Source organism: Rathayibacter sp. AC451 (assembly GCF_979253095.1).
The window spans coordinates 2061945-2084415 of the sequence record NZ_CEEDBD010000001.1 but is presented as its reverse complement, the minus strand read 5'-3'; the positions used below and the strand labels follow the sequence as shown (position 1 = coordinate 2084415).

Below are 22471 nucleotides of genomic sequence, written 5' to 3'. Positions count from 1 at the left end.
ACGATCCCCCGATCGACGCGAAGTCCCACAGTATCGGATGCCCGATGCGGCATCGAGATCCTGCTTCTGGAGCCGCCGCCGCGTCTGTGCGGGCGCGGGACGTCGTCCGCACCTGTCGGTGGACACCGGCACCCAGCATTCCTCCCCCCGCGCGGAACATCCGTGCCCAGTGATCGCGACCGAGAGGCGACGCATGTCGTGGCAGCAGGATTCCGACCGGATGTTCATCGGCGGGCGGTGGTGGGCGCCGTCGTCGCCCGAGCGCATCCCGGTCGTCTCGCCGACGACCGAGCAGGAGTTCGCCTCCGTGCCCGCCACCGACGCCGAAGTGATCGACTGTGCCGTCCGGCGCGAGGAGGGCGCGACTCTCGTTCTCGGCGAAGGCCGACCCGCGGGCCTGGACCTCGGCTGGTTCGTCGGACCGACCGTCTTCACGGGCGTCGACCCGAGCAGCCTCGACGCCCGCACCGGGGTCAGGTCGCTCGGTCTGCCGCTCGACAGCCTCGCCGGATGAGTGCGACGCGCGCCTCTCCGGTGCTTGACGACGACCTCGCCCGGCACTTCGCCCACCTCGCCGCGGACATCGATCCCGTGGCCGTCCCGCACGATGCTGTCGAGGCCGCGAAGAAGAGCATCCTCGACACGGTCGGCGTGAGTCTGGCCGCTTCCGGTCTCGACTCCACTGCGCGCAGCGTCCTCGCGCTCGTCCGTGAAGGCTCCGCCTCCGAGGCGACCGTGCTCGGGTACGGCGGACGCGCCTCCGCGACGGACGCCGCCTTCGTTAACGGGGCCCTCGCGCATGCGCTCGACTTCGACGACCAGACGCCGTGGGGGCAGCATGCGGCGAGCTCGATCGTTCCTGCCTCACTGGCCCTGGCCGAGCGGGTGGGGGGAGTGTCGGGCGCCACCCTCATCACGGCCGTCGCAGTCGGCCAGGACCTCTTCGCCCGATTGCGCCGGCACGTGGGCTGGCGCAAGGACTGGAACCTGTCCTCGGTGCTCGGCGTCTACGCGGCGACGGCGGCTGCGGGCCGGGTGCTGGGGCTTCCCGCCGACCGTCTCGAGCACGCGCTGGGCATCGCGAGCATGCACTCGAGTGGGGTGATGACCATGGTCGCCGGCACGGGCGGCGATCTGCGAGGCGCGTACGCGGCGTTCTCGGCGCGGGGCGCGGTCACGTCGGCACTCCTGGCCGAGCAGGGCCTGTCCGGCGTCCCGGGGCTGTTCGAGGGCGAGTCCGGAGTCCTCGCCACCTACTTCCGGGGCGACTACGATCGCGGGGCGATACTCCGAGACCTCGGTACCGACTTCCGCGGGTCCGGGACGCTGTACAAGCTCTGGCCGTCGGTGGGGACCTCGCACAGCCACATCCACGCGACGCTGACGCTGATGGAGGAGCTGCGCATCACGGCCGGGGACATCGAGTCGCTGCGCGTCCACGTGGGCGACTACCACGCCGTCATGTGCAGGCCGCTGGCCGAGAGGAGGGCTCCGGCGTCGGCGGCCGATGCCCGGTTCAGCCTGCCGTTCCTGGTCGCTCTGGCTGCGGTCCGGGGTGGGGTGGGAGCGGCCGACTTCACCGAGTCGGGCCTGCGCGACCCGGTCGTCCTCGCACTGGCGCATCGCGTGCTGCCGGTCCCGGACCCCGATCTCGACTGGAAGGACGTCCTGCCGCCGGGGCGGGTGGACATCCTCACGCGCGACGGACGCGCGGCGACCCTTGTCGGCACGAGCGTCCCGGGGGGCTCCGAGGATCCGCTCGGCTGGGACCGGCTCGCGACGAAGTTCAGGAGTTGCGCCGGTGCCTCGGCGACGCCGTTCGAAGTGTCGCGCGTCGATCGGGCACTCGAGTCGATCCAGCGCCTCGAGACGGTCCCTGACGTGCGCGATGTCATGGCGGTGCTGGCTGTATGAGCGCTTGCTTAGCACTGCCTGCGTTGAGAAGTCTCATAATGCCGGATATAGTCGAGTCCGTTCGACGTGGTGCCGCGACGTCCTGCCGCAGGGGTGGAACTCGGTCGACGCCACGTCCGTTCACGGTTCCGGCGGGGAGCGCGACACCCCGAAGCGAAGACGAAGACGTTCGGCGCCGATCCCTCGAAGGCCGCGGAAGAGCCGCAGCACCGGGGCCGGCCACGACGACAGTATGCCCTCGGGCACTTGACGATGGAGACGACGATGTCGACTGAGAACCCGATGACCGACGAGGTCCCCGTCCGGATCGGGATGATCTCCGCCGACGGCGTGATCGTTCCCCACGGCGGTGTCGAGATGGAGATTCTCAACCCCGCCACGGGCCGGGTGATCGGCGTCCTCCACGAGGCCGACGTCGCCGACGTCGACGCGGTGGTGGCGGGAGCGAAGAAGGCCTACGAGACGATCTGGCGGCGCACGGCGCCGGAGGTGCGCGGTCGCATGCTCGCCGCGTGGGCCTCGGCCATCGCCGACCACCGCGAGGAGCTCGCCGACATCGAGGTCGCGGACGTCGGACATCTGCGACGGGAGGTGACCGCGGACCTCGATTCGTGCGTGCGCATCCTGCGCTACTACTCCGGTCTCGCCGACAAGCTCGAGGGCCGCACCTTCGCTCAGCTGCCGGACCGCCTGTCGTACGGGCTCGACGAGCCCTTCGGCGTCGTCGCGGGTGTCAGCCCCTACAACGGCAACGCGAACTTCCTCGCGCTGAAAGCGGGCCCCGCCCTCGTCGCGGGCAACTGCATCGTCGTCAAGGCGCCCGAGGTCGCGCCGTTGCTGAACTACCGGCTGGTCGAACTGGCCCTCGAGGCGGGTCTGCCCGCCGGCGTCGTCAGCGTCGTCACGGGCCGCGGCGAGACCGTAGGTCCGCTCCTCACCGAGCACCCCGACATCGGCATGATCGCGTTCACAGGCGGGCCGGACTCCGGTCGCGCGATCATCCACCAGTCGGCGGCGAACATCGTGCCCACGTTCCTCGAGCTCGGCGGGAAGAGCCCGGCGATCCTCCTGCCGGACGCCGACCTCGACATCGCGCTTCCGTCACTCCTGCACTCGAACTTCGCCAAGAGCGGGCAGAGCTGCGTGACGGGATCGCGGATCTTCGTGCCGGACTCGATGTACGCGGAGGTCAGTGACCGGCTGGGGCGGAAGGCCGCGACGGTGCGGGTCGGACTGCCGACCGAGGAGTCCTCCCAGATGGGCTCCCTGATCACGCGACGTCACCGCTCCAAGGTCGACGCCCTCGTGCAGCGGGCGGTCGCAGCGGGCGCCGAGGTCCTGGCCGGTGGCGCCCCCGCCGAGGACGGCCCGCTCGCCGACGGCGCCTTCTACCGCCCGACCGTTCTCGGCGGAGTCACCGACGACAACCCCGCCGCCCTCACCGAGGCGTTCGGGCCGATGGCGAGCGTGCTGTCCTACTCCGACGTCGATGAGGTGCTGGCCCGGGCGAACTCGTCCGAGTTCGGTCTCAGCGCCCAGATCTGGGGCAATGACGCGCGCACCCTCCAGTTCCTCGCCAAGAATCTCATCGCCGGCACCGTGTGGGTGAACACCTACCGCTCCTTCCACCCCACGGTCCCGTTCGGCGGGATGAAGCAGAGCGGATTCGGGAAGGAGAACGGCTTCGACTCGGTCGCGATGTACACGCGGCGCAAGGCCGTCGTCTGGGACCTCACCACCGAGCGCGAGCTTCCCTACTCCTGACTGATCACCCCTGACCCCTCCCGCGGAACGGCCCGGGCCTTCGCGCATCCGAGCAGAGAGACGACGACATGACGACGAACCACGACGCAGCGGAACCGACCGGACGACTGACCGGACGCAGGGTCGTCATCACCGGAGCGGCTTCGGGGATCGGACGGAGCACAGCGGAGCTCTTCGTCCGCGAAGGAGCGTCGGTCGCCCTCCTGGACCGCGATCGCGACCTCGTCCACCGTACCGCCGCGGAGATCGGCGGCACCGCTGTCGCGGTGGACGTGACCGACGACGAGGCGGTGAGTGCCGCGGTGGCCGATGCGGCGGCAGCGCTCGGAGGGATCGACGGCGTCGCCCATGCAGCGGGGATCATGTTCCGCGGCCTGGCGGTCGACGTCGCGCCGCAGGATTGGCAGCGGGTGATCGACGTGAACCTCACGGGCACCTACACCCTGATCCGGGCATGCGTGCCGTTCCTGATGCGGGAGCCGGCGGCGACGGTCGTCACGATCGCGTCGGCAGCGGGACTCCTGCCCAACAGCCCCGGCTACACCGCCTACGCGGCGTCGAAGGGAGGCGTGATCGCCCTGTCGAAGGCGTTCGCGGCAGAGTTGGCGCCGACCGTGCGGGTGAACACCGTCTGCCCCGGAATGGTCGACACGGCCATGGCCGACGGGTTCCGCGCGAACGCCGTGAACTACGCTCTCGGGCGGCTGGCGGACCCGGTCGAGATCGCCAGGGCCCTCCTCTTCCTCACGAGCTGGGAGTCGTCGTACATCACCGCTTCGACGCTCGCCGCCGACGGCGGGCGGACCTTCCATTGACCGCCGGTCGACCCGAGACGAGCCGCGTCGAGAGCCGCGGTCGCGAGCTCATCGCACTGCACCGTGCGCCCGAGATCCTCAGTGTGGTCAATGTGTGGGACGTGATCTCGGCGACCACTATCGCCGCCATGCCCGAGACGAGGGCGCTGGCGACCGCGAGCCACTCGATCGCGGCGTCCTTCGGCTACGAGGACGGTGAGAAGATCCCGCTGGAGCTTCACCTCGACATGATCAGCCGCATCTGCGCCGCTGTCGATCTTCCCGTCTCCGCGGATCTCGAGGCAGGCTACGGGGATGCCGGCGAGACGATCCGCAGAGCGGTGGGCGTCGGGGCGGTCGGCGCCAACCTCGAGGACCAGGCGAAGCCGTTCGCGCAGTCGCTCCGGGCGGTCGAGGCCGCCGTGCGCGCGGCCGAGGCGGAGGGCGTCCCGTTCGCCCTCAACGCCCGCACCGATGTGATCGCCCAGGCCGGCGAGCGACCGGACAACGAGGTCGTCGCCGACGCGATCGAGCGCGGCCGGGCGTATCTGGAGGCCGGAGCGACCTCGGTCTTCATCGCCGGGCGTGTCTCGGACGAGACGGTCGCACGCCTGGTCGAGGCACTCGGTCGGCAGCGGATCAGCGTGATCGGTCTGATCGGATCCCAGTCGGCCCTCCGCTTCGAGGAGCTCGGTGTGGCACGCGTCTCGTACGGTCCGTGGACCCAGCGTGTCGCTCTGACCGCTCTGCAGGACACGGCTGCTGTCCTCTACCGAGGGGGAGTGCTGCCCGGGAGGACTCGACGCCTGACCTGACCGGGTGCACTGGACCCTCCGAGCGGTGCCCCGGCTAAACAGGTTCCAGCAGAACCCTTCAAGTGCTGGTCAGCGCGCCATACCGTTGCAGTCATGGATCACCGAGCTGAGGTACGCGAATTCCTGGCGTCGCGCCGTGCGCGCAGAACGCCGGAGCAGGCCGGGATCGAGCCGGGTGGTGGACGCCGCCGAGTCGCCGGCCTCCGCCGTGACGAGACCGCGCGTCTTGCGGGAGTGAGCGTCGACTACTACACCCGACTGGAGCGGGGGAACCTCTCCGGAGTGTCCGACTCCGTTCTGGACGCGATCGCCCGGGCACTCGACCTCGACCGCGCCGAGCACGACCACCTCTACGACCTCGCCCGCACGGCGAACGAAGCCGGGGTGCGCTCTCGCCCGCGTCCCCGGGTCGCGAAGACCATCCGACCCGAGCTGCAGTTCCTCCTCGACTCCATCACGGAGGCTCCGGCGTTCGTGTCGAACACCCGGATGGACATCGTCGCTGCGAACACTCTCGGCTTCGCGCTCTACTCCGAGATGTACAAGAGCCCGGCGCGCCCCGCCAACCACTCGCGCTTCATCTTCTTCGACCCGCGCGCGTACGTCTTTTACCCCGATTGGGAGCGGGCCGCCGACGTCAACGTCGCGATCCTCCGGCGCGATGCGGGCCGCAATCCTCACGACAAGCAGCTCGCCGAGCTGATCGGCGAGCTGTCGATGCGCAGTGACGACTTCCGGACACGGTGGGCCGAGCACAACGTGCGGCGCCACTACACGGGACTGAAGCAGTTCAACCATCCCGCGGTCGGTCTGATGGAGCTGACCTTCCAGGCGATCGACCTGCAGGACGACCCGGGGTACTCGATGACCGTCTACCCGGCAATGCCCGGCAGCGCCACCGATGACAAGCTCCGGCTCCTCGCCACCTGGGCCGCGACCGAGGAGATCGCGCGGCTCGCCACCAGCTCAGCGAACTGAGCTCTCCCTGTCACGGCCGATGACGGTGCGGCTCCTGTCTGCCGTGGCGCCGCCCTGAACCCGAAAGATGCCATGACCTCCACCATGCCCGTGTTCCTCCCCGACGCGAGCGATCGAGCCGAACCGCGGACGATGCCGTGGCTGGCGCTCTCCCTGCTCGCCACGATGGGGTTCGTCCTTGTCGCCGCAGAGACCATGCCCGCCGGCCTCCTGCCGGTGATCGCCGAGGGGATGGGAACCAGCGAAGGGACCGTCGGTCAGTTCATCAGTGTCTGGGCCCTCGGAACCGTGATCGTGACGATCCCGGCGATCAGCCTGACCCGAGGTCTCCGCCGCAAGCCGCTGATCCTGGTCGCGATCGCACTCCTCGTCGTCGCGAACACCGTCACCGCACTCTCGAGCGATGTCGTGGTGTCGCTCGTCTCGCGCTTCTTCGCGGGGGCGTTCACCGGCGTCATCTGGGGAGTGCTCGCAGCCTACGGTCGCCGGATCAGCCCGCGCCACCGCGCAGGGCTGGCGCTGTCGATCGTGTCGGTCGGCGCCCCCGTCGGTTTCGCGCTCGGCACTCCGCTGGGCGCGTGGCTCGGCACGACCTTCGACTGGCGCTGGTCGTTCGGCGGGCTGAGCCTGATCGCGCTCCTTACCCTCGTGCTGATCGCCCTCTTCGTCCCGGACGCTCCCGGCCAACCGAGATCCGCCGAGGGAAGCCTGCCTCTGGTCGAGGTCTTCACCATGCCGGGCGTCGCGATCGTGTGTCTGACGATCTTCGTCTGGATGCTCGCGCACAACACGATCTACACGTACATCGCGCTGTTCCTCCGCGACGGCGGCTCGGGCCTCGGCCCCGACCTCGTGCTCCTCGTCTACGGGGTGTCCTCGATCGTCGGCGTCGCGATCACCGCGGCGGTCATCGACCGCTTCCCCCGCGCCCTTCTGCACCTCAGCCTCGCGGTCTTCGTCCTCGCGGGCCTGGTCCTGCTGCTGGGTCGCGGCGCTCCCGCGGCCGTGCTGGTGGCGGGCGTGCTGTGGGGCGTCGCGTTCGGAGGTGCGTCGGCGCAGCTCCAGGCGGCGCTGAGCCGATCGGGTCGCGAGAACTCCGACGTCGCGAACTCCTTCCTGCCCGTCGCGTTCAACCTCGCGATCTTCTCTGCGGGCGTGCTCGGCGCGGTGCTGCTCCAGAGCTTCGACGCTCTCGTCCTCGCCGTCCTCATGGCCGTACTCGGTGCTGTCGCTCTCGTGATCACCTTCTACGGACGCCGAACGGCGTACTCCGTGGACCACCTCGGCGCGCGCTGAGCGCGACCGCAGAGCAGGAGCTCCCGATGACCATCGCAGGCACCCCGACGGCGATCGTCGTGACGATCGACGGCGTCGAGATCGCAGGACGGCTCGATGACAGCGCGACGAGCGCGTCCCTCCTCGCCCGGCTACCGCTGACGCTGCCGTTCCGCGACATGGGCGGGCAGGAGAAGCTCGCCGACCTGGGCGAGGCCCTCAGCCTCCGCGGTGCGCCGTCACGGAGTGACGCGCAGCCGCGCACCATCGGGTACTACAGCCCGACCCGCAACCTCGTCCTCTACTACGAGTACGTGGGCGCCTACCCGGGCATCGTGCCTCTCGGGTCCTTCGACGACGTCGGCCCGGTCAGGGACCTCGCCGACGGCACGCTCGTCACTCTCCGACGCGCGGACTGAATCCCTCCATCCTCCGCCTCTAGACGACCAGGAGTCCACCATGAAGGCCGCATACATGTTCGGTGCCGGCGACGTCCGCATCATCGACGCCCCCGATCCCGTCATCCGACACTCCACCGACGCCGTCGTCCGCATCGTCCGCGCCTGCGTGTGCGGATCGGACCTGCACCCGTACCACGACATGGAGGAGAACTCCGAGGGAGTCTCGATGGGGCACGAGTTCCTCGGCGTCGTCGAGGAGATCGGCGCCGAGGTCCGGACGCTCGCTGTGGGCGACCTCGTCATCTCCCCGTTCTCCTTCTCGGACGGCACGTGCGAGTTCTGCCGGGAGGGGCTGTTCACCTCCTGCGTGCACGGCGGCTTCTGGGACATGCCCGGCATGGGAGGCGGCCAGGCGGAGGCCGTCCGCGTCCCCCTCGCCGACGGCACGCTCGTCGCGGTGCCCGACGTCGACGAGACATCGCCGCTGCTCACCTCGCTGCTGACGCTCTCGGACGTGTACGGCACCGGATGGCACGCCGCCACCCGCGCCGATGTCTCGCCCGGCGACTCCGTCGCGGTGATCGGCGACGGTGCAGTCGGGCTGCTGGCCGTGCTGTCGGCCAAGCAGAAGGGTGCCGAGCGCATCATCCTGATGGGCCGTCACAAGGCCCGCACCGACCTCGGGATCGAGTTCGGCGCCACCGATGTCGTCGCCGAGCGGGGCGAGGAGGGCATCGCGAAGGTCCGCGACCTCACCGGGGGCTCGGGCGTGAAGAAGGTCCTCGAGGCCGTCGGCCACCTGCCCGCATACGAGCAGGCGTACAGGATCGTCCGCCCGGGCGGCATCATCAGCCGCGTCGGCGTCCCGCAGTACGAGGAGGCGTCCGTCGGGTTCGCCAGCCTCTTCGGCGGCAACATCACGCTCACCGGCGGCCCCGCCCCCGTCCGCGGCTACATCGAGCAGCTCATGCCCGCGATCCTCGACGGCAGCATCGATCCCGGCAGGGTCTTCGACCGCACCGTGAGCCTGGACGAGGTCCCGGATGCGTATCGCGCGATGAACGATCGCCGGATCCTGAAGGCGATGATCACCTTCTGACCCCCCCGCGTTCCCCATCGAGCGGGACGCACTGCTCCGCGCACCCACTGGAAGACGAAGGAGACCACCGTGAACATCGAACCCTCCCGGCCGACGGTCAAGAACCCACCCGAGCAGTTCCTCGGCGATGTCTGGCTCGACATGATCGCCGTCCCGCACGAGGACGGCCAGCACATGACCGTCGCCACCGTCCGCTTCGCCCCCGGTGCTCGGACCGCCTGGCACTCGCACGCCCGCGGGCAGTACCTCCGCGTGACGGAGGGGGTCGGCCGGTTCGGGACCCGCGACGGCGCGGTCATCGAGGTGCTTCCCGGCCAGACCCTCTACACCCCGCCCGGCCAGGAGCACTGGCACTCAGCGCCGGCGGACCGCTTCATGGCGCACATCGCCATGACGGAGAACGGAGACGATCCCGCCACGACCACGACCTGGCTTGAGCACGTCACCGACGCCGGGTGCTCCGGTGCCGATGCGTGAACGTCGAAGCCCGGCTCACCGGAAGGACGGCACCGTGACCGCGCACGAGGAGGCTCAGGACGAGTTCACGACTCTGTTCGCCGGGCGTTCCCCGGAGCGCGGCGCACCACTCGACGAGACCGATCCCGAACTCGTCGCACTCCACCGCGACTTCGCGTTCGGCGAGACGCTCGGGCACGTCCGCCTCGGCCGTCGCGAGCGGCTCCTCCTGCAGCTCGCCGCTGCTCTCGCGGTCGGGGCGGTCGACCACTTCCGCGTGCTTCTAGGGGCCGCGCTCGAGGTCGGAGTTCCCCCGATCCAGGTGAAGGAGGTGACGTATCAGGCCGTCGCGTACGTCGGCATGGCGCGAGCAGTCGACTTCATCGTCCTGAGCAACGAGATCTTCACCGCTCGGGGGATCGCGCTGCCCCTCGAGGGGCAGTCGACCACGACTCCCGGCACCCGTCGCGAGGCCGGGCTCGCCGCGCAGACCGCCGTTTTCGGCGCCGAGGTCGTCGAGGGGCTCTTCTCGGGCCCGGTCGACGCGAGGCGCTTCTCGGAGTTCCTCGCGGGCAACTGCTTCGGCGACTACTACACGCGCTCCGGTCTCGACGTGAAGCAGCGCGAGCTCGTCACCTTCGCGCTGCTCGCCGCTCTCGGCGGTGCCGATAGTCAGCTCAGGAGCCACGTCACGGCGAATCTGACCGTCGGGAACACGCGAGGAGACCTCCTCGACGTCCTCACCGTGCTGGTCGCCTCCCTCGGCTACCCCCGCACCCTGAACGCCCTCGCTCAGGTGAACGCCGCGGCTCCCGCTCCTGCGTGACCTCCGCCTGAGAGGCTCTGCGGCGACCCGTTCGAGCAGACCTCTCGCTCGCCGCGCACCATGCTCTGCCCTGGAGGGGAGCGCCCCTTCGAAGGAGAATCCATGACAGACATCCGCGGTTCCGGCAACGGGTCGGCACCCGATCGGGCGGGCGGACGATGACGGTCGTCGTCGCCGCCCGGGGACGACCCGCCGCCCTCCTCGCCTCCGCCGCCGTCATGGTGCTGGCGATCTCCGGCTGCAGCGTCTCGGGCGACGGCTCGGAGCCGACCTCGACGACCCGTGCCAGCTCCCCGACGGCATCCACTCCGTCGTCGACCGCAGCTGCCGAGGCGCCTGCTCCGGCCGCCACGGCACCCGAGACGCCCGCTCCGGTCGCGGAGGACCCTGCCGGCCCGGCGTCGATCTCGCTGCAGTTCGGCGATGCCGTCGTCACCGCGACGGTGGAGGACACCGCTGCCGGACGCTCGCTCCTCGCCCAGCTCCCCGCCGAGCTCGACTTCCGCGACTACGGCGGTCAGGAGAAGATCGCGACCCTCCCTGCTCCGATCGATCTCGACGGAGCGCCGGATCGCGCGACAGCTCCCGCGGGAACCCTCGCCTACTACGCGCCGGATCAGGGTCTCGTCCTCTACTACGACGCCGTCGGCTCGTATCCGGGCATCGTGCCGCTGGGCACCTTCGACGACGTCGAGGCGCTGAGGGACGCGAGCGACGGACCGGTGACGGTGCGGGTGAGCGGATGACGCCCGGAGGGGCGCTCCGAGGCTCGTGCGCACCCGGACGCGCCCCTGAAGCCACCACTCGACGGTGACGGGATGACCACGACACGGAACGGGCGGCGGTTCCTCCTGACCGAGCATCGAGCTCGAGCCCTCCACTGGGATCTCCGGCTCGAGGACGGGGACGTGCTGCTCAGCTGGACGCTGCCCAAGGGGGAGCCCGCCGAGCCCGGACAGAAGCGGCTGGCGGTGCGAACGGACGACCACGGACTAGAGTTCCTCGACCCCGCGGCGACGACCGCGCGCGCCGAGGCGGCGGGCTCGTCGGTCGTGCTCACCGACCTGGGTCTCTACGAGCGTGAAACATGGCTTCCCGACTCCCGCATCGTCGTGACGCTGCACGGCGAGCTTCTCGGCAGACGGCGTCTCCGCCTCATCCGTACTGCTCGAGCCGGGGGAGGGGGTGCATGGCTGGCTCAGCGGCTCGAGGAGCCCGGCTGACCGACGCCGCCGGACGCGGCGTTCGTCCCCGCGAGACCGAGTTTGTGGGACGGCTCCGGGCGCGCCCGGACCTGGGCGAGCGGAATGCGCCCGTCGTCGGCCGGGTCGTTCCGCGACTCCGCCTGGAGGGTCACTCCAGCGGGGCTGCGAAGGTTCGGAAGGCGCCACGGGCGGTGTGGAGATCCCAGAGGACGTCGGCGAGGACGGAGGGCTCGTGATCGGGCTCGCCGTCGCCGATGCCGAACGGGACGATCAGCTGGGCGACGTGGATCCCCTCGGGGGCGAGCGCGTCGTGCAGCATCTGCGCGTACGCGCCCTCGGCGGCGAAGGCGACCGAGACCCCCGCCACGTCGCCGTTCGGTCGGACCGCGCTGCCGCCGTTGACGAACAGGATGCTGCCCGTTCCGCTCGCGCGCATGTCCGGGAGCACCTGGTGCACGGCGGTCGCCGGCCCGTACACCGAGAGCTGGATGGGCCCGACGAGGTCTTCGGCGGTCGTCTCGAGGAGCGGCTTCATGAACTCAGCCGCCGGAACGGGGCTGTACTGAAGGACCTCGATCGCGCCGAGTTCCGCCGATGCCGTCTCCAGGGCCGAGGTGAGCTGTGCGGGATCACGGATGTCGGCGGGGAACGCCGCCGCGTGGTGCCCGTCCGCCGTCAGCTCGGCCACGAGTTCCGCGAGCTTGTCGGCACTGCGGGACACGAGGGCGATCGCGAAGCCCTCGCGGGCGAATCGGCGGGCGACAGCGAGGCCGAGGCCTGGTCCGGCGCCGATGACGGCGAGAGTGCTCATGCGTGGATCTCCTTGGTCGCGACGTCGGTCGCATAGTGGGTTGCTCGAAGCCGCTCCGGAGGTCGGCTGGAAGCACTGAAGGACGCGAACTGAGAAGAAGAGCGCCGTGTCGATCGAACCTCCCGGTGTCACAAGTAGCGAGGGGTCTGTCGGAACCCCCCTCCGGCGCCGTTCTCCGCGAGTGGATCGAATCTCTCGGCGGGCAGGAGACCAGCACGGCTCTGTCGAAGTGCCGGCGCGCCAGGGGACGCATGCGGGGACTGTCACGCGGATGAGGGGGCCTGAGAGAGCCTCTCAGGCCCGCGCGGTCTCCACGTACCGTCGGCCGTGTTCGTCCGTTGACACCCGAAGGACCTTGATGATGAGCAAGAGAACGACCATTCCTCCACGCCGGCCGATGCGCCTGACCGGATCGCTCGTCACGGTGATCGCCGCGACGATGGTGATGGTGCCGGCGGCGCCGGCCGCCGCCCATCACGGCTGGGACGGCTTCGAGACGGACCGCCTCCTCTACATCGCGGGCACGGTCTCGTCGGACGGCAGCTGGGGGGAGCCTCACTCGTACTTCGATGCCGAGCTCGACGGCACTCTCCCCGCGGAGACGCCCGAGCTCGCGATACCCGAGGAGCTGCAGGGGCCCGAGGACAGCATCCGGGTCGAGTCCGCGCTCGCCTACTCCGGAGCGCAGGAGCGGCTGGAGATCATCATCGCGCCGCCCGCCTACACGGGGCGGTGGGGGTTGGATCGACCGCTGGAGGTCGGCGAGCGCTTCCAGGGTGTCGGCTACATCAACCGATCCGACGACGCCCTGTTCCGTCCGGTCGCGTTCTGGTACGGAGACGACGCAGTGCCGGTGAATCAGGTGCTCGGCAGCACGCTCCCAGTGCGGGCTCCGCTGCCCGACTCCGCCGTTCCGTCGGGGGCGGCCACGGCTCCCGCCCCGTCGACGACGTCGACAGCGGCGGACCCGCTGGAGGAGCTCGAACCCTCGACGGAGGCGACCGGTGCGGACACCGCGACAGGAGCGGAGGGCGTCGGCGCTGCCGGCGTCTGGGGCGTGTTCGGAGTGATCGTCCTCGCGGGTGTCGTCGGCGGGGGCCTCTACCTGCGCAGCCGATCGCGGCAGAGCTGAGCGGCGACGAGATGCCGGACTGGCTCGAGGTCGCTCTCGGATGGTTGCAGGCCTCCGCTCTCGGCGAGGCGGTGCGAGGCACGCCGTTCCTCTACCCCACGCTCGAGAGCGTCCACATCCTGGGGATCGCCGTCCTCATCGGGCCGGCGTTCGTCTTCGATCTGCGACTGCTCGGGATCGGGCGACGAGTGGTGTCTGTCAGAACCGCCGCCCACCACCTCCTGCCCGTCTCACACGTCGGCCTGGTCGTCGCCCTCGCCACCGGTGTCGCACTGTTCAGCGCCCAGACGACTGCGGTCGCCGGCGCCGCCGCCGCCCCCTGGAAGCTCGGGCTCCTGATCGTGGCGGGAGTGAACGTCCTGGTGTTCCACCGCGGCGTCTACCGAACCGCCGGCGAGTGGACGGACGCAGCGGTGACTCCGATCGCGGCACGGCTGGCCGCGGGCGTGTCTCTGGCGACGTGGACGGGAGTCGTCTTCGCCGGACGGTTCCTGGCCTACACCTGAGGATCCGGGCGGCGTGAGCCGGTGTCCGGGCACGACGGTGATCCGGGTTGCGTGGTCGTGCAAGTGCCCTCGCCGTCCCCGGAGTCGAGAGCTGGGGGGTCTCAGCAGGGCCTCCCAGCCGAAGGGTGGACGGATCACCCTGGAATCCGCGGATTCCGGTCGACGCTCCACTCGAAAGTGAAGCTCTCCTCAGCGTTCACGGAGTGGACGCACAGAGATCGACCAGAAGTCCCCCTCACGATCACCGCTACCGAGTGCGAGCGGACCGCGGAGATCGCGGCGACCTCCCCTCGGCTCCACCCGGCTGCGACGACGCGGCACCCGATCGCCCGCGTCCTGCCCGGGCGACCTCTCTCCGCCCACGAAGGGACCGCCCGTGACCACTGCAGCCTCAGGAGTCGTCGACTCCTGCTCCCTCGACGACTGCGACTCGACGCCCGCCGGCACCACGGCGTCGTCCTCCCCGCCCGCGCCCGGTTCCGCAGTCCCTGGGCGTCCCTCCGCTCTCGGTCTGCGAGCCGTCGTCGCCCTGCTCGCCGGGCGGACGATTCGTCGAGCTCTGCGGATCGTGCGGCCTGGTGGTGGCACAGCCGTTCCCGGCCTGATCATGGAGCGTCTCTGCCCCGACCTTCTGGGCCTCCTGCTCGCGCAGCCCCCGCAGGGTCTCGTGGTCGTGAGCGGATCGAGTGGCAAGTCGACCACGACGAGCATGCTCGTCGCGATCGTGCGCGCGCACGGCCTGCGCGTCGTGACCAATCCGGACACCGCGAACATCGGCAGGGGGATGCTCTCGGAGCTCGTCGATCAGGCCGATCGGCGCGGTCGGCTGCCCGGCGACATCGCGATCCTCGAGATGGACGAGGGGCACGCGGCGCTGACGACGCGTCGGTGCGCCCCGCGGGTGAGCGTGCTGCTGAACGTGATGGTCGACCAGCTGCACCGCTGGCAGGAGCCGGAGCGAGTGGCGGGCTACCTCGAGCACGTGGCCGACGACACCCTCGAGACCGTCGTGATCACTCGGAGCGACCCGCACCTCGCCCGGCTCGGCGCGCGACTCGCGCAGGAGGACCGCCTCGTCGTCCGGCGCGTGGGAGTCGCTCCGGAGATCCTCGCGACGCTGCGGAACGGTCTCGGGTCTGCTCCCGACTTCAGCGCCGCCGTGGATCAGGGCATCGCCTCCGCGGACGTTCTGGTCGTCGAGACCGATGGCCGGCATGTGCGTCTCGCGCTCGGCGCGGGTGTCCATGTCGAGGTGAGTCTGCCCGCCGCCGGAGTGCACATCGCCGTGGATGCGGCGGCCGCCGTCGAGGGAGCGCGCGCCGTGCTCGGTGTCGACTTCGACCCGCGTCTCGTCGTACGAGCCCTCGCCGAGCTCCCGACCGTCTTCGGCCGTGACGAGCACGCGCGTGTCGAGGGCCAACCCGTGGACTTCGTCCTGACGAAGAGTCCGAGCAGCATGCAGATGAACCTCGACCTGATGGAGTCCGAGCCGGAGCGCGTCTACGTCGCCGTCGGCCGCGACATCCTCGACGCGTCTCAACTGTGGATCCCCGAGTGGAGCGCGCTCGGTCACGCCGATGTCGTCTCGGGCTGGCAGGCGTGGGACACGGCACTGCGACTCGCGTACGACGACGTGCCGGTCGACCTCGTCGAACCGGACATCGACGCCGCCACCCGGCGGTTCCTGCAGCTCCCCGCGCCGACGAGCGGACGCCCGAAGACCGTCGTCTTCACCCCCGAGAGCATGCGCCGCATCCGCCGATCACTCGGCATGACGGGGAAGGCGGTGATCCGATGAGCGCGATCGAGATCCTCGATGTCTTCCCGACCCACTTCAACGTGAACGGGGACTCGGGGAACGTCCTCGCGCTCCGCCGGCGGCTCGAGTGGGCCGGCATCCCGGCGCGCACTGCGGTCGTTCATCCGGGGGAGCGGTGGCACCGGCTCGCCCGACCCGACGTCGTGCACATCGGAGGCGGATCCGTCGCAGCGCAGCGCGCGGTGATGGGCGACGTCCTCGCGAACGCCGCAGTGCTGCTCGAGTGGCTGGAGCAGGGGACGACACTGCTCGGGGTGGCGGGCGGCTTCCAGCTCCTGATGGCCGAGGTCACTCTGCCCGGCGACGGCATCGCCCGCCCCGGCTTCGGCGTCTTCGAGGGAGAGAGCCTGCCCACCGCGGAGCGGGTGAGCGAGTTCGTGGTCCTCGACTCGCCCCTCGGGATCCTCCACGGCTACCAGAACCTCGGCCAGACCGTGCGCCTGGGCCGCTCGGTCCAGCCGCTCGGCACGCCGGTGACCGGTTCGGGCAACATGCTGACGCCCGGAACGGAGGGCGCTCGTTCGGACTCCGCGATCGGCAGCAACCTGCACGGCCCCCTCCTTCCGAAGAATCCCGCGCTGGCCGATCTGGTCCTGCGACGGGCGACGGAGGGGTCCGGGCACGACTACCGGACCGGTCCGCGGCACGCGACGGCGGACGGCTACGCCGACGCCGGCAACGCCGTTCTCCGTGATCGCCTGCGTCGATCCTCCGGCCGGAGGTCCTCCGCGAGGAGCCTCGTCACGCAGGTGCCGCGATGAGGGGCGCCGCGTCCCTCGGGCGAGCCGTCGGTGTCCTGGGCGGAATGATCGGCCTGAGCGTGGTCGCCGGCGTGCTCGTCGTGGCGATGATCATCCCGGTCGTCGCGGTGACCGGGGTGTCGGTGCGCTCGTCGCTGGCCTTCTTCCGGGCACCGGAGCAGCTGGAGATCTCAGTCGGCTCCCAGCAGAACACCATCGCCGTCGTGGAGGCGGGCGCCGTCGTCCCCCTCGCGACCGTCTTCGACCAGAACCGCCGCGTCGTGCCGCTGGAGCGGATGAGCGAGTCACTGCGCAACGCCGCGATCGCGGGGGAGGACCGGCGCTACTTCGAGCACAGCGGCGTGGATCTGCCGTCCGTCGCCCGTGCAGCGCTGGGGCAGATCACGGGATCCAGCGACAGTGGCGCCTCGACGGTGACGATGCAGCTCGTCCGGAACATCCTCATCCAGGAGGCCGTCAACGACCCGGCACTCACCGATGAGGAGGTCGCGGTCCTCGCTCAGGAGGCCACGGAGACGACGATCGAGCGGAAGGTGCTCGAGATGCGGCAGGCGGTCGACCTCGAGGAGTCCTACACGAAGGAGCAGATCCTCGAGGCCTACCTGAACATCGCCGGCTTCGGAGCCAACACCTACGGTGTCGAGGCGGCGGCGCAGCGGTACTTCTCCCGCAGCGCGTCCGACGTGACACTCGCGCAGGCGGCGAGCATCATCGCCGTCGTGCAGTCACCCTCAGCGCGCAACCTCGTCGACCCGGCGAACTACGCCGCGAACCAGGAGCGGCGCGACGTGATCCTTACCGCTATGCGCGATGAGGGGTACGTCACGCCCGCGGAGTTCGACGAGGCGCTCGCCACGCCGGTCGACGATCGGTTCGTCCAGCTGTCCGACACCGGTCAGGGCTGCTACTTCGCCCGAGAGGGCTTCGAATTCGTCTGCGACTACGCTGCGACCGTCGTGCCCGAGCTCCCCGCCCTCGGCGCGACCCCTGAGGAGCGCGCCGCGAACTGGCGTGCCGGCGGCTACACGCTCGTCACCTCCATCGATCCCACCCTGCAGGAGACGGCGAACTCCCTCGTGCAGAGCACCGCCGACCCGTCACGGGCCCGCTTCGAGATCGGTGCCGCGTCCTCCTCCGTGGAGGCGGGCACGGGACGGATCCTCGTCATGGCGCAGAACCGGACCTACGACAGCACTCCCGCGGCTCCCGCCGGGACGACAGGGGTCAACCTGAACGCCGACCTCACCCACGGCGGGTCGATCGGGTTCCAGCCGGGCTCGACCTACAAGCCGTTCGTGCTCCTCGCGCACCTCGCGGAGGGAGGGTCGGTGAACGACTCCTACGACGCCGGAGTGGGCCGGGTGGACATGCGGAGGTTCGCCGACAGCTGCGGCGGCCCGTGGGTGGGTTCCTACTCCTTCCGGAACGACGCGAACGAGTCGGGTCGCTACACGGTCGCCCGGGCGACGGCGCAGTCCGTCAACTCCGTGTTCGTCCAGATGGCGCAGGAGCTCGACCAGTGCGAGATCGCCGGCGTCGCCGAGTCGCTCGGCGTCCGCGCAGCAAGCGGTGAGCCTCTGGCTACGCGGCCCTCGTGCTCGATCGGCGGATGCGAGAACACCGTTGCGCCGCTGGCGATGGCCGCTGCGTACGCCGCGATAGCATTCGGCGGCACCTACTGCTCGCCCGTCCTCGTGGACCGCGTCATCACCCCGGACGGTTCCGACGCTCCCGGGCAGTCGGCCGGATGCGGGCCCTCGCGCGTCGGTTCCGACGTCGCCGCCTCGGGGATCTCCGCGATGCGCGGTGTGATGACGGGAACGGCCGCCGCGTCGGATCCGAACGACGGCACGCCGTACTTCGGCAAGACGGGCACCACCGACGACGCCGTGCACACCTGGATGGTCGGCTCCTCGAGCGAGGTCGCGACGGCCGTCTGGGTCGGCAACGTCAACGGCGAGCAGAACCTCCGCTCGGTCTCCGTCGGGGGGCGTCCGGCAGCTGTCCTGCGGCACGCGATCTTCCGACCTCTCGCCCGCGCGATCGACGCCGCGCATCCAGGATCTGCTTTCACAGATCCGCCACAGCGCGGCTGATGATCTACTCCAGTCGATGATCTGATTGTCAAAAGCTCGAGCGAGCACGCCATCTCCGTGCTGATCGAAAGGTGTCGCCACGCGTCGATGTTTGGTTTCCGCACGTGCGAAGACGGAGCTCTGCGTGAAGGCGGCAGAGGAATCGATGGCAAGGATCGCAGAGCGATCCGCGGCAGATCCATCCTCATCAGGTTCCACCGGCTTCAGATGTAGAGACCCTCGAACCTGCCGGAGTCAGCTCCGGCCGGACAGATCAGGCTCCAATCCAACGCGCTCCGCCTCGATGGCGAAGATCGTGACAAGCCCGGGGGCGATGTCCTCGTCTACTGCCGTGTTCCGGTTGCGCACAAACTCCACGACCCCTTCGATCCACCACTCCTCGTGCTCGGCGAACTGGGTTGGAGCCATGAGCCGCTCGTCTACTCGCACCTCGCCGAGAACGACGTCACGGGAGCGACTGGCCGCGATGGGGAACGCCCGGTCTCCCGAGTCGAGTCGGAGAGGAGGTGCAAGGATCACCGCCCGGATCAGGATGTCTGAAGGGGGAGCGTCTAGGTGGACTGGGGCGGCAAGCTTGAGGATCATAGAATTATCCTAGAGTCGCTCGTCGATCGTTGCGTAGTGTCCGCGAAACTTGGCGTGTGACAACCCGAGATTCCTTCGAACTTCCCGACGACGTGCTTGCAGCCTCGGATGCGTTCGGCAACCGGGTCCGGCTGGCGATCATCGACTTCCTGGTGCAGAGCGGGCCGTCGACCAGAGGAGCGATCGCAAGCGCGCTCAGCGTCAATCTGAAGACCCTCCAGTTCCACCTGGCCGGGCTCAGAAGCCTCGGCGTTCTTCGCGTACGCGCACTTCAAGCCTCGACGGGTGATTGGCATCGGCAGGAGTACGTGCTGGATCGCGCTCGACTCGACGTCCTGGTGCTCGCCCTGCAGAAGTGGTCCGCGCCACCGCAGTCGTGACGTCGCTGCCCACCCGGACAGTAGCTGGTGGCAGTCGTTCATCTACGGACTTGCTGCACTACTGCATCACGTATCTGCTGAGCTAATGGTGATCCGTCCCCCGCGAGCTCGATGAGAGCCCGGATGACCTCTACTTGATGCACTCGAGGTCGAGCTAGCGCGGCCGCCAGATCTTGCGTCAGCGCGTTCAAGGTTCGATAGGTACTCGGCGGCAGATCCGCCGTCACCCTGATCGGTTTTGTCCGGATCGGAGGCCCTGCTGGTAGTGCGCGCGCCGGCTCGACGGTCGCGGAAGGTGTGCGGGCGGCGTCGCGAAGTCGCTCGGCCAAGTGCTGCGCGGACGAGTTCACGGCAACTCCAGTAGTTCAGCGACCTCGCGCGCAACGGCCTCGAATACAGAACCGAATGCAACTCGAGACCCGAAGGATTGTGCGACCACTTCTCTTCGGGCTACTTCCGACTCGAGAACCTGATGTCCGAGCTCGGTGATGATCTCACGGTACATCCGCGTCGATCGAGCGTTCGTGACTGTTCGGTTCAGCAGCACGACCGTCCTCGAGGCTTCAGGTCGGTTAGCACGCTCGAGTTCGATGAGTGCTGAGACGTCTTTGAGCCTTTCAAAATCGAGCAACGTGGGCGCCATGGGGACGACCAGGACATCAGCACTCCGGATCGCTGCCGCGGTGATGCCTCGCTGGTCATCGGTCGGTGGAGTGTCCACGACGACTATCTCTACACCGGGCGGCACGATGCCGCCGAGGCGAGAGTCCAAGTTCCGGACCGGCAGTGCGATCGTCGGGATAGCCCATGCCGCACTCTCGCTCCATCGAAGAAGAGAGCCCTGAGGGTCGGCATCCACCATGAGGACGGCGCGATCGGTGCTGGCGAGCTGATGAGAGACGAAAGCAGTCGACGTCGTCTTCCCTGTTCCGCCTTTCGGGTTGACGAATGCCAGCGTCTTGTGGTTCATGTGCAAGTACTCACTTCAGTAGGTCCTTCATCAAGTAGTGCGGTAGCTACTGCATCTCGGATTCGGTTCGGTCCTCGAGCAGCCGCCCATGGACGGCCCGCACTTCGTCAGTGCTCGGCGACAGTGTTGGCCTGCGCCTGAAGGCCCTCGAGGGTGCTCTCGCATGCAGGGCAGGGAACCCAGACGTCACCCGAACGCACCAGTCGCGTCGTCGAGTCGCACCCGCCGCACCAGGGGGACTGAGCGCTGCATCGTCGGCACCAGCCATGCCTTTCCCAGAGGTGTCCTTTCGTGGCACAGAGCGCGTTCGTCGTCTCGCGGGGGGCCGGGCGTTCGCGGTCGTCGGCCGCTCGAAGCCACTCGTACGGGCTTGCTTCGATTCCCGCAGCCACGAACGCGACTGGGTCGACCACAGTCGCTCGCGCTCTACCGAGGATGGCGCTGGAAGCCTGAAGAAGATCGATCATCTGAACGCCATTGTGAAGGAGACCAGCGGAACGCAAATCGAGCAGCTTCCTCTCGAGTCGCGATCGATCCAGCCTCGGATGCAATTGACGTAGCAGTTCGCCCGTCTCGTCGGTGTACTCCGAAGTGGGCGCAGGCACTTTCGATAGTCGAGATGATGAGATTCTTCTCGAGGGGTGTTCTTGAGAATGGTCTTTCTTAAGGGCGGGATGGCCCGTTGTCGGTTGCTCCGCGGCGGGTGACCGGACTTCGGTCGATCCGTGTGCGGGTATTCCTCCTCGGCTTATGGCTTTCGGGAGATCGTCGTCCGTGGATCGTGCGCTCGACCTACCAGCCCCCGACTCGTCCGGCTCGTCCACCGCGAGAATCGAAGCCCGACCCGTTGTCGGGTTTCCCTCCTTGGCCTGGTCCGCTTGGTCGGCGGCTGGTTCAGGGTCCAGCACGTGGAAGACGAGCTTCCGGGGCTGGCCACCGATCTTCTTGCCGGCCTCATCGACGGACCCTGCTGGCCAGCGAACGGTCTCTGCGCGGAGGTATCCAGCACTCTCGAGCCGCCGTCGCGCTGCGAGAAACGCATCCTTGCCGAGCCCGAGGTCCCGCTGCGCGCGAGCTTGCGTGATTGCGTAGTCGCGACGATGGCTCAGGAGATACAGATAGATGCTCAGGGCGTTGCCGACGACTCGTCGGTCGCGAGTCCACCAGTTCCGGTACTGGCCGAACTCGCGCTCGAAGGTCAACTCTGGTCGGACAACCTCGGACTCAACGGCCATGGTTGGCTCGGGATCGATCGCCGGTTGGCTGCTGACCGTTCTGCTTCTGACCTATGTGTAAGCATTCGTTACGCATGAGCCAGACGGTAGCGCCAAGGTGGACAATCCTCACTTTCTCGGCGAGAGTTGGCGCATGAGCAACGTTTTCAGCATCCCGGGCGGTGACCACGCCGCGACCCCGGAGCGCATCACGCTCCTGGCGTTCCGACGACGTATGACGATGGCATCCCTCGCACGGGCGTCAGGCATCCAGCGCACCTACCTGAGCCAGAAAATGCACGGGAAGACGCGCTGGTATCTCAAGGACGTGGAGGCGATCGCGGCGGCGCTCGACACGACCATCGCGTTCCTGACCGGCGAGACCGACGATCCGGAGCGCATGGCCGGCGGTGTCTTCGTCCCCTCCGAGGAGTACCGGGCGTTCTGCGATTGGCGCGAAACGTACGCCCGGAACCACGGAAGGCCCGCCGAAGCGGGCCTTCCAGCACTCTCGCGAGTGGCACTTGTGTGCGGTGCACTGTCTCAACCAGTACTCGGTGGCTCCGAACCACCGAGTGGTCTGGATTCCGAGTGCGCCCGGAGGGATTCGAACCCCCAACCTTCTGATCCGTAGTCAGATGCTCTATCCGTTGAGCTACGGGCGCAGTCC

The 22471-nt window shown here is 69.0% G+C and carries 24 protein-coding genes and 1 tRNA gene; 21 read left to right on the top strand and 4 right to left on the bottom strand.

The window, feature by feature from the left end; all coding sequences use genetic code 11:
- Positions 1–193 precede the first annotated feature (193 nt).
- The 13 genes from AC0CID_RS09970 (at position 194) to AC0CID_RS09910 (ending at position 11545) form a co-directional block, all read left to right on the top strand.
- Complete coding sequence (locus AC0CID_RS09970) at positions 194–514, top strand: hypothetical protein (RefSeq protein WP_465226674.1); 321 nt, start codon at positions 194–196, stop codon at positions 512–514.
- A complete protein-coding gene (locus tag AC0CID_RS09965; protein ID WP_465226673.1) occupies positions 511–1914 on the top strand; it encodes an MmgE/PrpD family protein in 1404 nt (467 codons plus the stop codon). Before AC0CID_RS09970 ends, AC0CID_RS09965 begins: the two co-directional genes overlap by 4 nt.
- Before the next feature lie 264 nt (positions 1915–2178).
- Complete coding sequence (locus tag AC0CID_RS09960) at positions 2179–3678, top strand: aldehyde dehydrogenase family protein (protein WP_465226672.1); 1500 nt, start codon at positions 2179–2181, stop codon at positions 3676–3678.
- A gap of 68 nt (positions 3679–3746) precedes the next feature.
- Positions 3747–4493, top strand: coding sequence for an SDR family NAD(P)-dependent oxidoreductase (locus AC0CID_RS09955; protein WP_465226671.1), 747 nt, complete (start codon positions 3747–3749; stop codon positions 4491–4493).
- Positions 4490–5287 carry an isocitrate lyase/PEP mutase family protein gene (locus tag AC0CID_RS09950; RefSeq protein ID WP_465226670.1) on the top strand — a complete coding sequence of 266 codons (798 nt, stop codon included), beginning with the start codon at positions 4490–4492 and terminating at the stop codon, positions 5285–5287. The genes AC0CID_RS09955 and AC0CID_RS09950 overlap by 4 nt, the downstream gene beginning before the upstream one ends.
- Positions 5288–5380: 93 nt before the next feature.
- The gene (locus tag AC0CID_RS09945) at positions 5381–6265 is read left to right on the top strand and encodes a helix-turn-helix transcriptional regulator (RefSeq protein WP_465226669.1); all 885 of its coding nucleotides are present in this window, start codon (positions 5381–5383) and stop codon (positions 6263–6265) included.
- A 72-nt stretch (positions 6266–6337) separates the two neighbouring features.
- On the top strand, positions 6338–7561 hold the full coding sequence (locus AC0CID_RS09940) for an MFS transporter (protein ID WP_465226668.1): 1224 nt from the start codon (positions 6338–6340) through the stop codon (positions 7559–7561).
- 26 nt (positions 7562–7587) lie between these two features.
- Complete coding sequence (locus AC0CID_RS09935; protein ID WP_465226667.1) at positions 7588–7959, top strand: cyclophilin-like fold protein; 372 nt, start codon at positions 7588–7590, stop codon at positions 7957–7959.
- A 40-nt stretch (positions 7960–7999) separates the two neighbouring features.
- Positions 8000–9040, top strand: coding sequence for an alcohol dehydrogenase catalytic domain-containing protein (locus tag AC0CID_RS09930; protein ID WP_465226666.1), 1041 nt, complete (start codon positions 8000–8002; stop codon positions 9038–9040).
- 69 nt (positions 9041–9109) lie between these two features.
- Positions 9110–9517 carry a (R)-mandelonitrile lyase gene (locus AC0CID_RS09925; protein ID WP_465226665.1) on the top strand — a complete coding sequence of 136 codons (408 nt, stop codon included), beginning with the start codon at positions 9110–9112 and terminating at the stop codon, positions 9515–9517.
- A 34-nt stretch (positions 9518–9551) separates the two neighbouring features.
- Positions 9552–10322: a carboxymuconolactone decarboxylase family protein gene (locus tag AC0CID_RS09920; RefSeq protein WP_465226664.1), complete on the top strand. Its 771-nt coding sequence runs from the start codon at positions 9552–9554 to the stop codon at positions 10320–10322.
- 158 nt (positions 10323–10480) lie between these two features.
- A complete protein-coding gene (locus AC0CID_RS09915) occupies positions 10481–11068 on the top strand; it encodes a cyclophilin-like fold protein (RefSeq protein WP_465226663.1) in 588 nt (195 codons plus the stop codon).
- Between the two features lie 72 nt (positions 11069–11140).
- On the top strand, positions 11141–11545 hold the full coding sequence (locus tag AC0CID_RS09910; protein WP_465226662.1) for a DNA polymerase ligase N-terminal domain-containing protein: 405 nt from the start codon (positions 11141–11143) through the stop codon (positions 11543–11545).
- Positions 11546–11675: 130 nt separating this feature from the next.
- Here AC0CID_RS09910 and AC0CID_RS09905 read toward each other — a convergent pair whose 3' ends face one another.
- Positions 11676–12338, bottom strand: coding sequence for an SDR family NAD(P)-dependent oxidoreductase (locus tag AC0CID_RS09905; RefSeq protein ID WP_465226661.1), 663 nt, complete (start codon positions 12336–12338; stop codon positions 11676–11678).
- Between the two features lie 361 nt (positions 12339–12699).
- Between AC0CID_RS09905 and AC0CID_RS09900 the strand changes: the two genes are divergently transcribed.
- The 5 genes from AC0CID_RS09900 (at position 12700) to AC0CID_RS09880 (ending at position 18652) form a co-directional block, all read left to right on the top strand.
- A complete protein-coding gene (locus AC0CID_RS09900; RefSeq protein WP_465226660.1) occupies positions 12700–13470 on the top strand; it encodes a hypothetical protein in 771 nt (256 codons plus the stop codon).
- Between the two features lie 11 nt (positions 13471–13481).
- Positions 13482–13976, top strand: a complete 495-nt coding sequence (locus AC0CID_RS09895; protein WP_465226659.1) for a DUF6644 family protein — start codon at positions 13482–13484, stop codon at positions 13974–13976.
- A 376-nt stretch (positions 13977–14352) separates the two neighbouring features.
- Positions 14353–15774: a DUF1727 domain-containing protein gene (locus AC0CID_RS09890; protein ID WP_465226658.1), complete on the top strand. Its 1422-nt coding sequence runs from the start codon at positions 14353–14355 to the stop codon at positions 15772–15774.
- A complete protein-coding gene (locus AC0CID_RS09885) occupies positions 15771–16556 on the top strand; it encodes a type 1 glutamine amidotransferase (protein WP_465226657.1) in 786 nt (261 codons plus the stop codon). Before AC0CID_RS09890 ends, AC0CID_RS09885 begins: the two co-directional genes overlap by 4 nt.
- A gap of 44 nt (positions 16557–16600) precedes the next feature.
- Complete coding sequence (locus AC0CID_RS09880; RefSeq protein WP_465226656.1) at positions 16601–18652, top strand: transglycosylase domain-containing protein; 2052 nt, start codon at positions 16601–16603, stop codon at positions 18650–18652.
- Between the two features lie 234 nt (positions 18653–18886).
- Here AC0CID_RS09880 and AC0CID_RS09875 read toward each other — a convergent pair whose 3' ends face one another.
- Positions 18887–19237 carry a hypothetical protein gene (locus AC0CID_RS09875; protein WP_465226655.1) on the bottom strand — a complete coding sequence of 117 codons (351 nt, stop codon included), beginning with the start codon at positions 19235–19237 and terminating at the stop codon, positions 18887–18889.
- Positions 19238–19293: 56 nt separating this feature from the next.
- Here AC0CID_RS09875 and AC0CID_RS09870 point away from each other — a divergent pair, with 56 nt between their 5' ends.
- Entirely contained in the window at positions 19294–19617 is a 324-nt protein-coding gene (locus AC0CID_RS09870) for a winged helix-turn-helix domain-containing protein (RefSeq protein ID WP_465226654.1), read from the top strand.
- Positions 19618–19963: 346 nt separating this feature from the next.
- Here AC0CID_RS09870 and AC0CID_RS09865 read toward each other — a convergent pair whose 3' ends face one another.
- Positions 19964–20587, bottom strand: a complete 624-nt coding sequence (locus tag AC0CID_RS09865; protein ID WP_465226653.1) for a nucleotide-binding protein — start codon at positions 20585–20587, stop codon at positions 19964–19966.
- Positions 20588–21495: 908 nt separating this feature from the next.
- On the opposite strand from AC0CID_RS09865, the gene AC0CID_RS09860 reads away from it, so the two are divergent.
- Positions 21496–21900: a hypothetical protein gene (locus AC0CID_RS09860; protein ID WP_465226652.1), complete on the top strand. Its 405-nt coding sequence runs from the start codon at positions 21496–21498 to the stop codon at positions 21898–21900.
- Between the two features lie 55 nt (positions 21901–21955).
- On the top strand, positions 21956–22435 hold the full coding sequence (locus AC0CID_RS09855) for a helix-turn-helix domain-containing protein (RefSeq protein ID WP_465228078.1): 480 nt from the start codon (positions 21956–21958) through the stop codon (positions 22433–22435).
- Here the strand turns inward: AC0CID_RS09855 and AC0CID_RS09850 are convergent.
- Positions 22394–22466 (bottom strand) — tRNA-Arg (locus AC0CID_RS09850). The genes AC0CID_RS09855 and AC0CID_RS09850 overlap by 42 nt on opposite strands.
- Between the last annotated feature and the right edge of the window lie 5 nt (positions 22467–22471).

What these genes read in the sequence shown, in the direction of transcription:
- AC0CID_RS09915 (WP_465226663.1), top strand. Translation starts at nt 10,481, where the DNA reads ATGACGGTCGTCGTCGCCGCCCGGGGACGACCCGCCGCCCTCCTCGCC.
- AC0CID_RS09970 (WP_465226674.1), top strand. Translation starts at nt 194, where the DNA reads ATGTCGTGGCAGCAGGATTCCGACCGGATGTTCATCGGCGGGCGGTGG.
- AC0CID_RS09930 (WP_465226666.1), top strand. Translation starts at nt 8,000, where the DNA reads ATGAAGGCCGCATACATGTTCGGTGCCGGCGACGTCCGCATCATCGAC.
- AC0CID_RS09880 (WP_465226656.1), top strand. Translation starts at nt 16,601, where the DNA reads ATGATCGGCCTGAGCGTGGTCGCCGGCGTGCTCGTCGTGGCGATGATC.
- AC0CID_RS09940 (WP_465226668.1), top strand. Translation starts at nt 6,338, where the DNA reads ATGACCTCCACCATGCCCGTGTTCCTCCCCGACGCGAGCGATCGAGCC.
- AC0CID_RS09910 (WP_465226662.1), top strand. Translation starts at nt 11,141, where the DNA reads ATGACCACGACACGGAACGGGCGGCGGTTCCTCCTGACCGAGCATCGA.
- AC0CID_RS09935 (WP_465226667.1), top strand. Translation starts at nt 7,588, where the DNA reads ATGACCATCGCAGGCACCCCGACGGCGATCGTCGTGACGATCGACGGC.
- AC0CID_RS09905 (WP_465226661.1), bottom strand. Translation starts at nt 12,338, where the DNA reads ATGAGCACTCTCGCCGTCATCGGCGCCGGACCAGGCCTCGGCCTCGCT.
- AC0CID_RS09965 (WP_465226673.1), top strand. Translation starts at nt 511, where the DNA reads ATGAGTGCGACGCGCGCCTCTCCGGTGCTTGACGACGACCTCGCCCGG.
- AC0CID_RS09900 (WP_465226660.1), top strand. Translation starts at nt 12,700, where the DNA reads ATGAGCAAGAGAACGACCATTCCTCCACGCCGGCCGATGCGCCTGACC.
- AC0CID_RS09895 (WP_465226659.1), top strand. Translation starts at nt 13,482, where the DNA reads ATGCCGGACTGGCTCGAGGTCGCTCTCGGATGGTTGCAGGCCTCCGCT.
- AC0CID_RS09885 (WP_465226657.1), top strand. Translation starts at nt 15,771, where the DNA reads ATGAGCGCGATCGAGATCCTCGATGTCTTCCCGACCCACTTCAACGTG.
- AC0CID_RS09865 (WP_465226653.1), bottom strand. Translation starts at nt 20,587, where the DNA reads ATGAACCACAAGACGCTGGCATTCGTCAACCCGAAAGGCGGAACAGGG.
- AC0CID_RS09955 (WP_465226671.1), top strand. Translation starts at nt 3,747, where the DNA reads ATGACGACGAACCACGACGCAGCGGAACCGACCGGACGACTGACCGGA.
- AC0CID_RS09945 (WP_465226669.1), top strand. Translation starts at nt 5,381, where the DNA reads ATGGATCACCGAGCTGAGGTACGCGAATTCCTGGCGTCGCGCCGTGCG.
- AC0CID_RS09875 (WP_465226655.1), bottom strand. Translation starts at nt 19,237, where the DNA reads ATGATCCTCAAGCTTGCCGCCCCAGTCCACCTAGACGCTCCCCCTTCA.
- AC0CID_RS09960 (WP_465226672.1), top strand. Translation starts at nt 2,179, where the DNA reads ATGTCGACTGAGAACCCGATGACCGACGAGGTCCCCGTCCGGATCGGG.
- AC0CID_RS09855 (WP_465228078.1), top strand. Translation starts at nt 21,956, where the DNA reads ATGAGCAACGTTTTCAGCATCCCGGGCGGTGACCACGCCGCGACCCCG.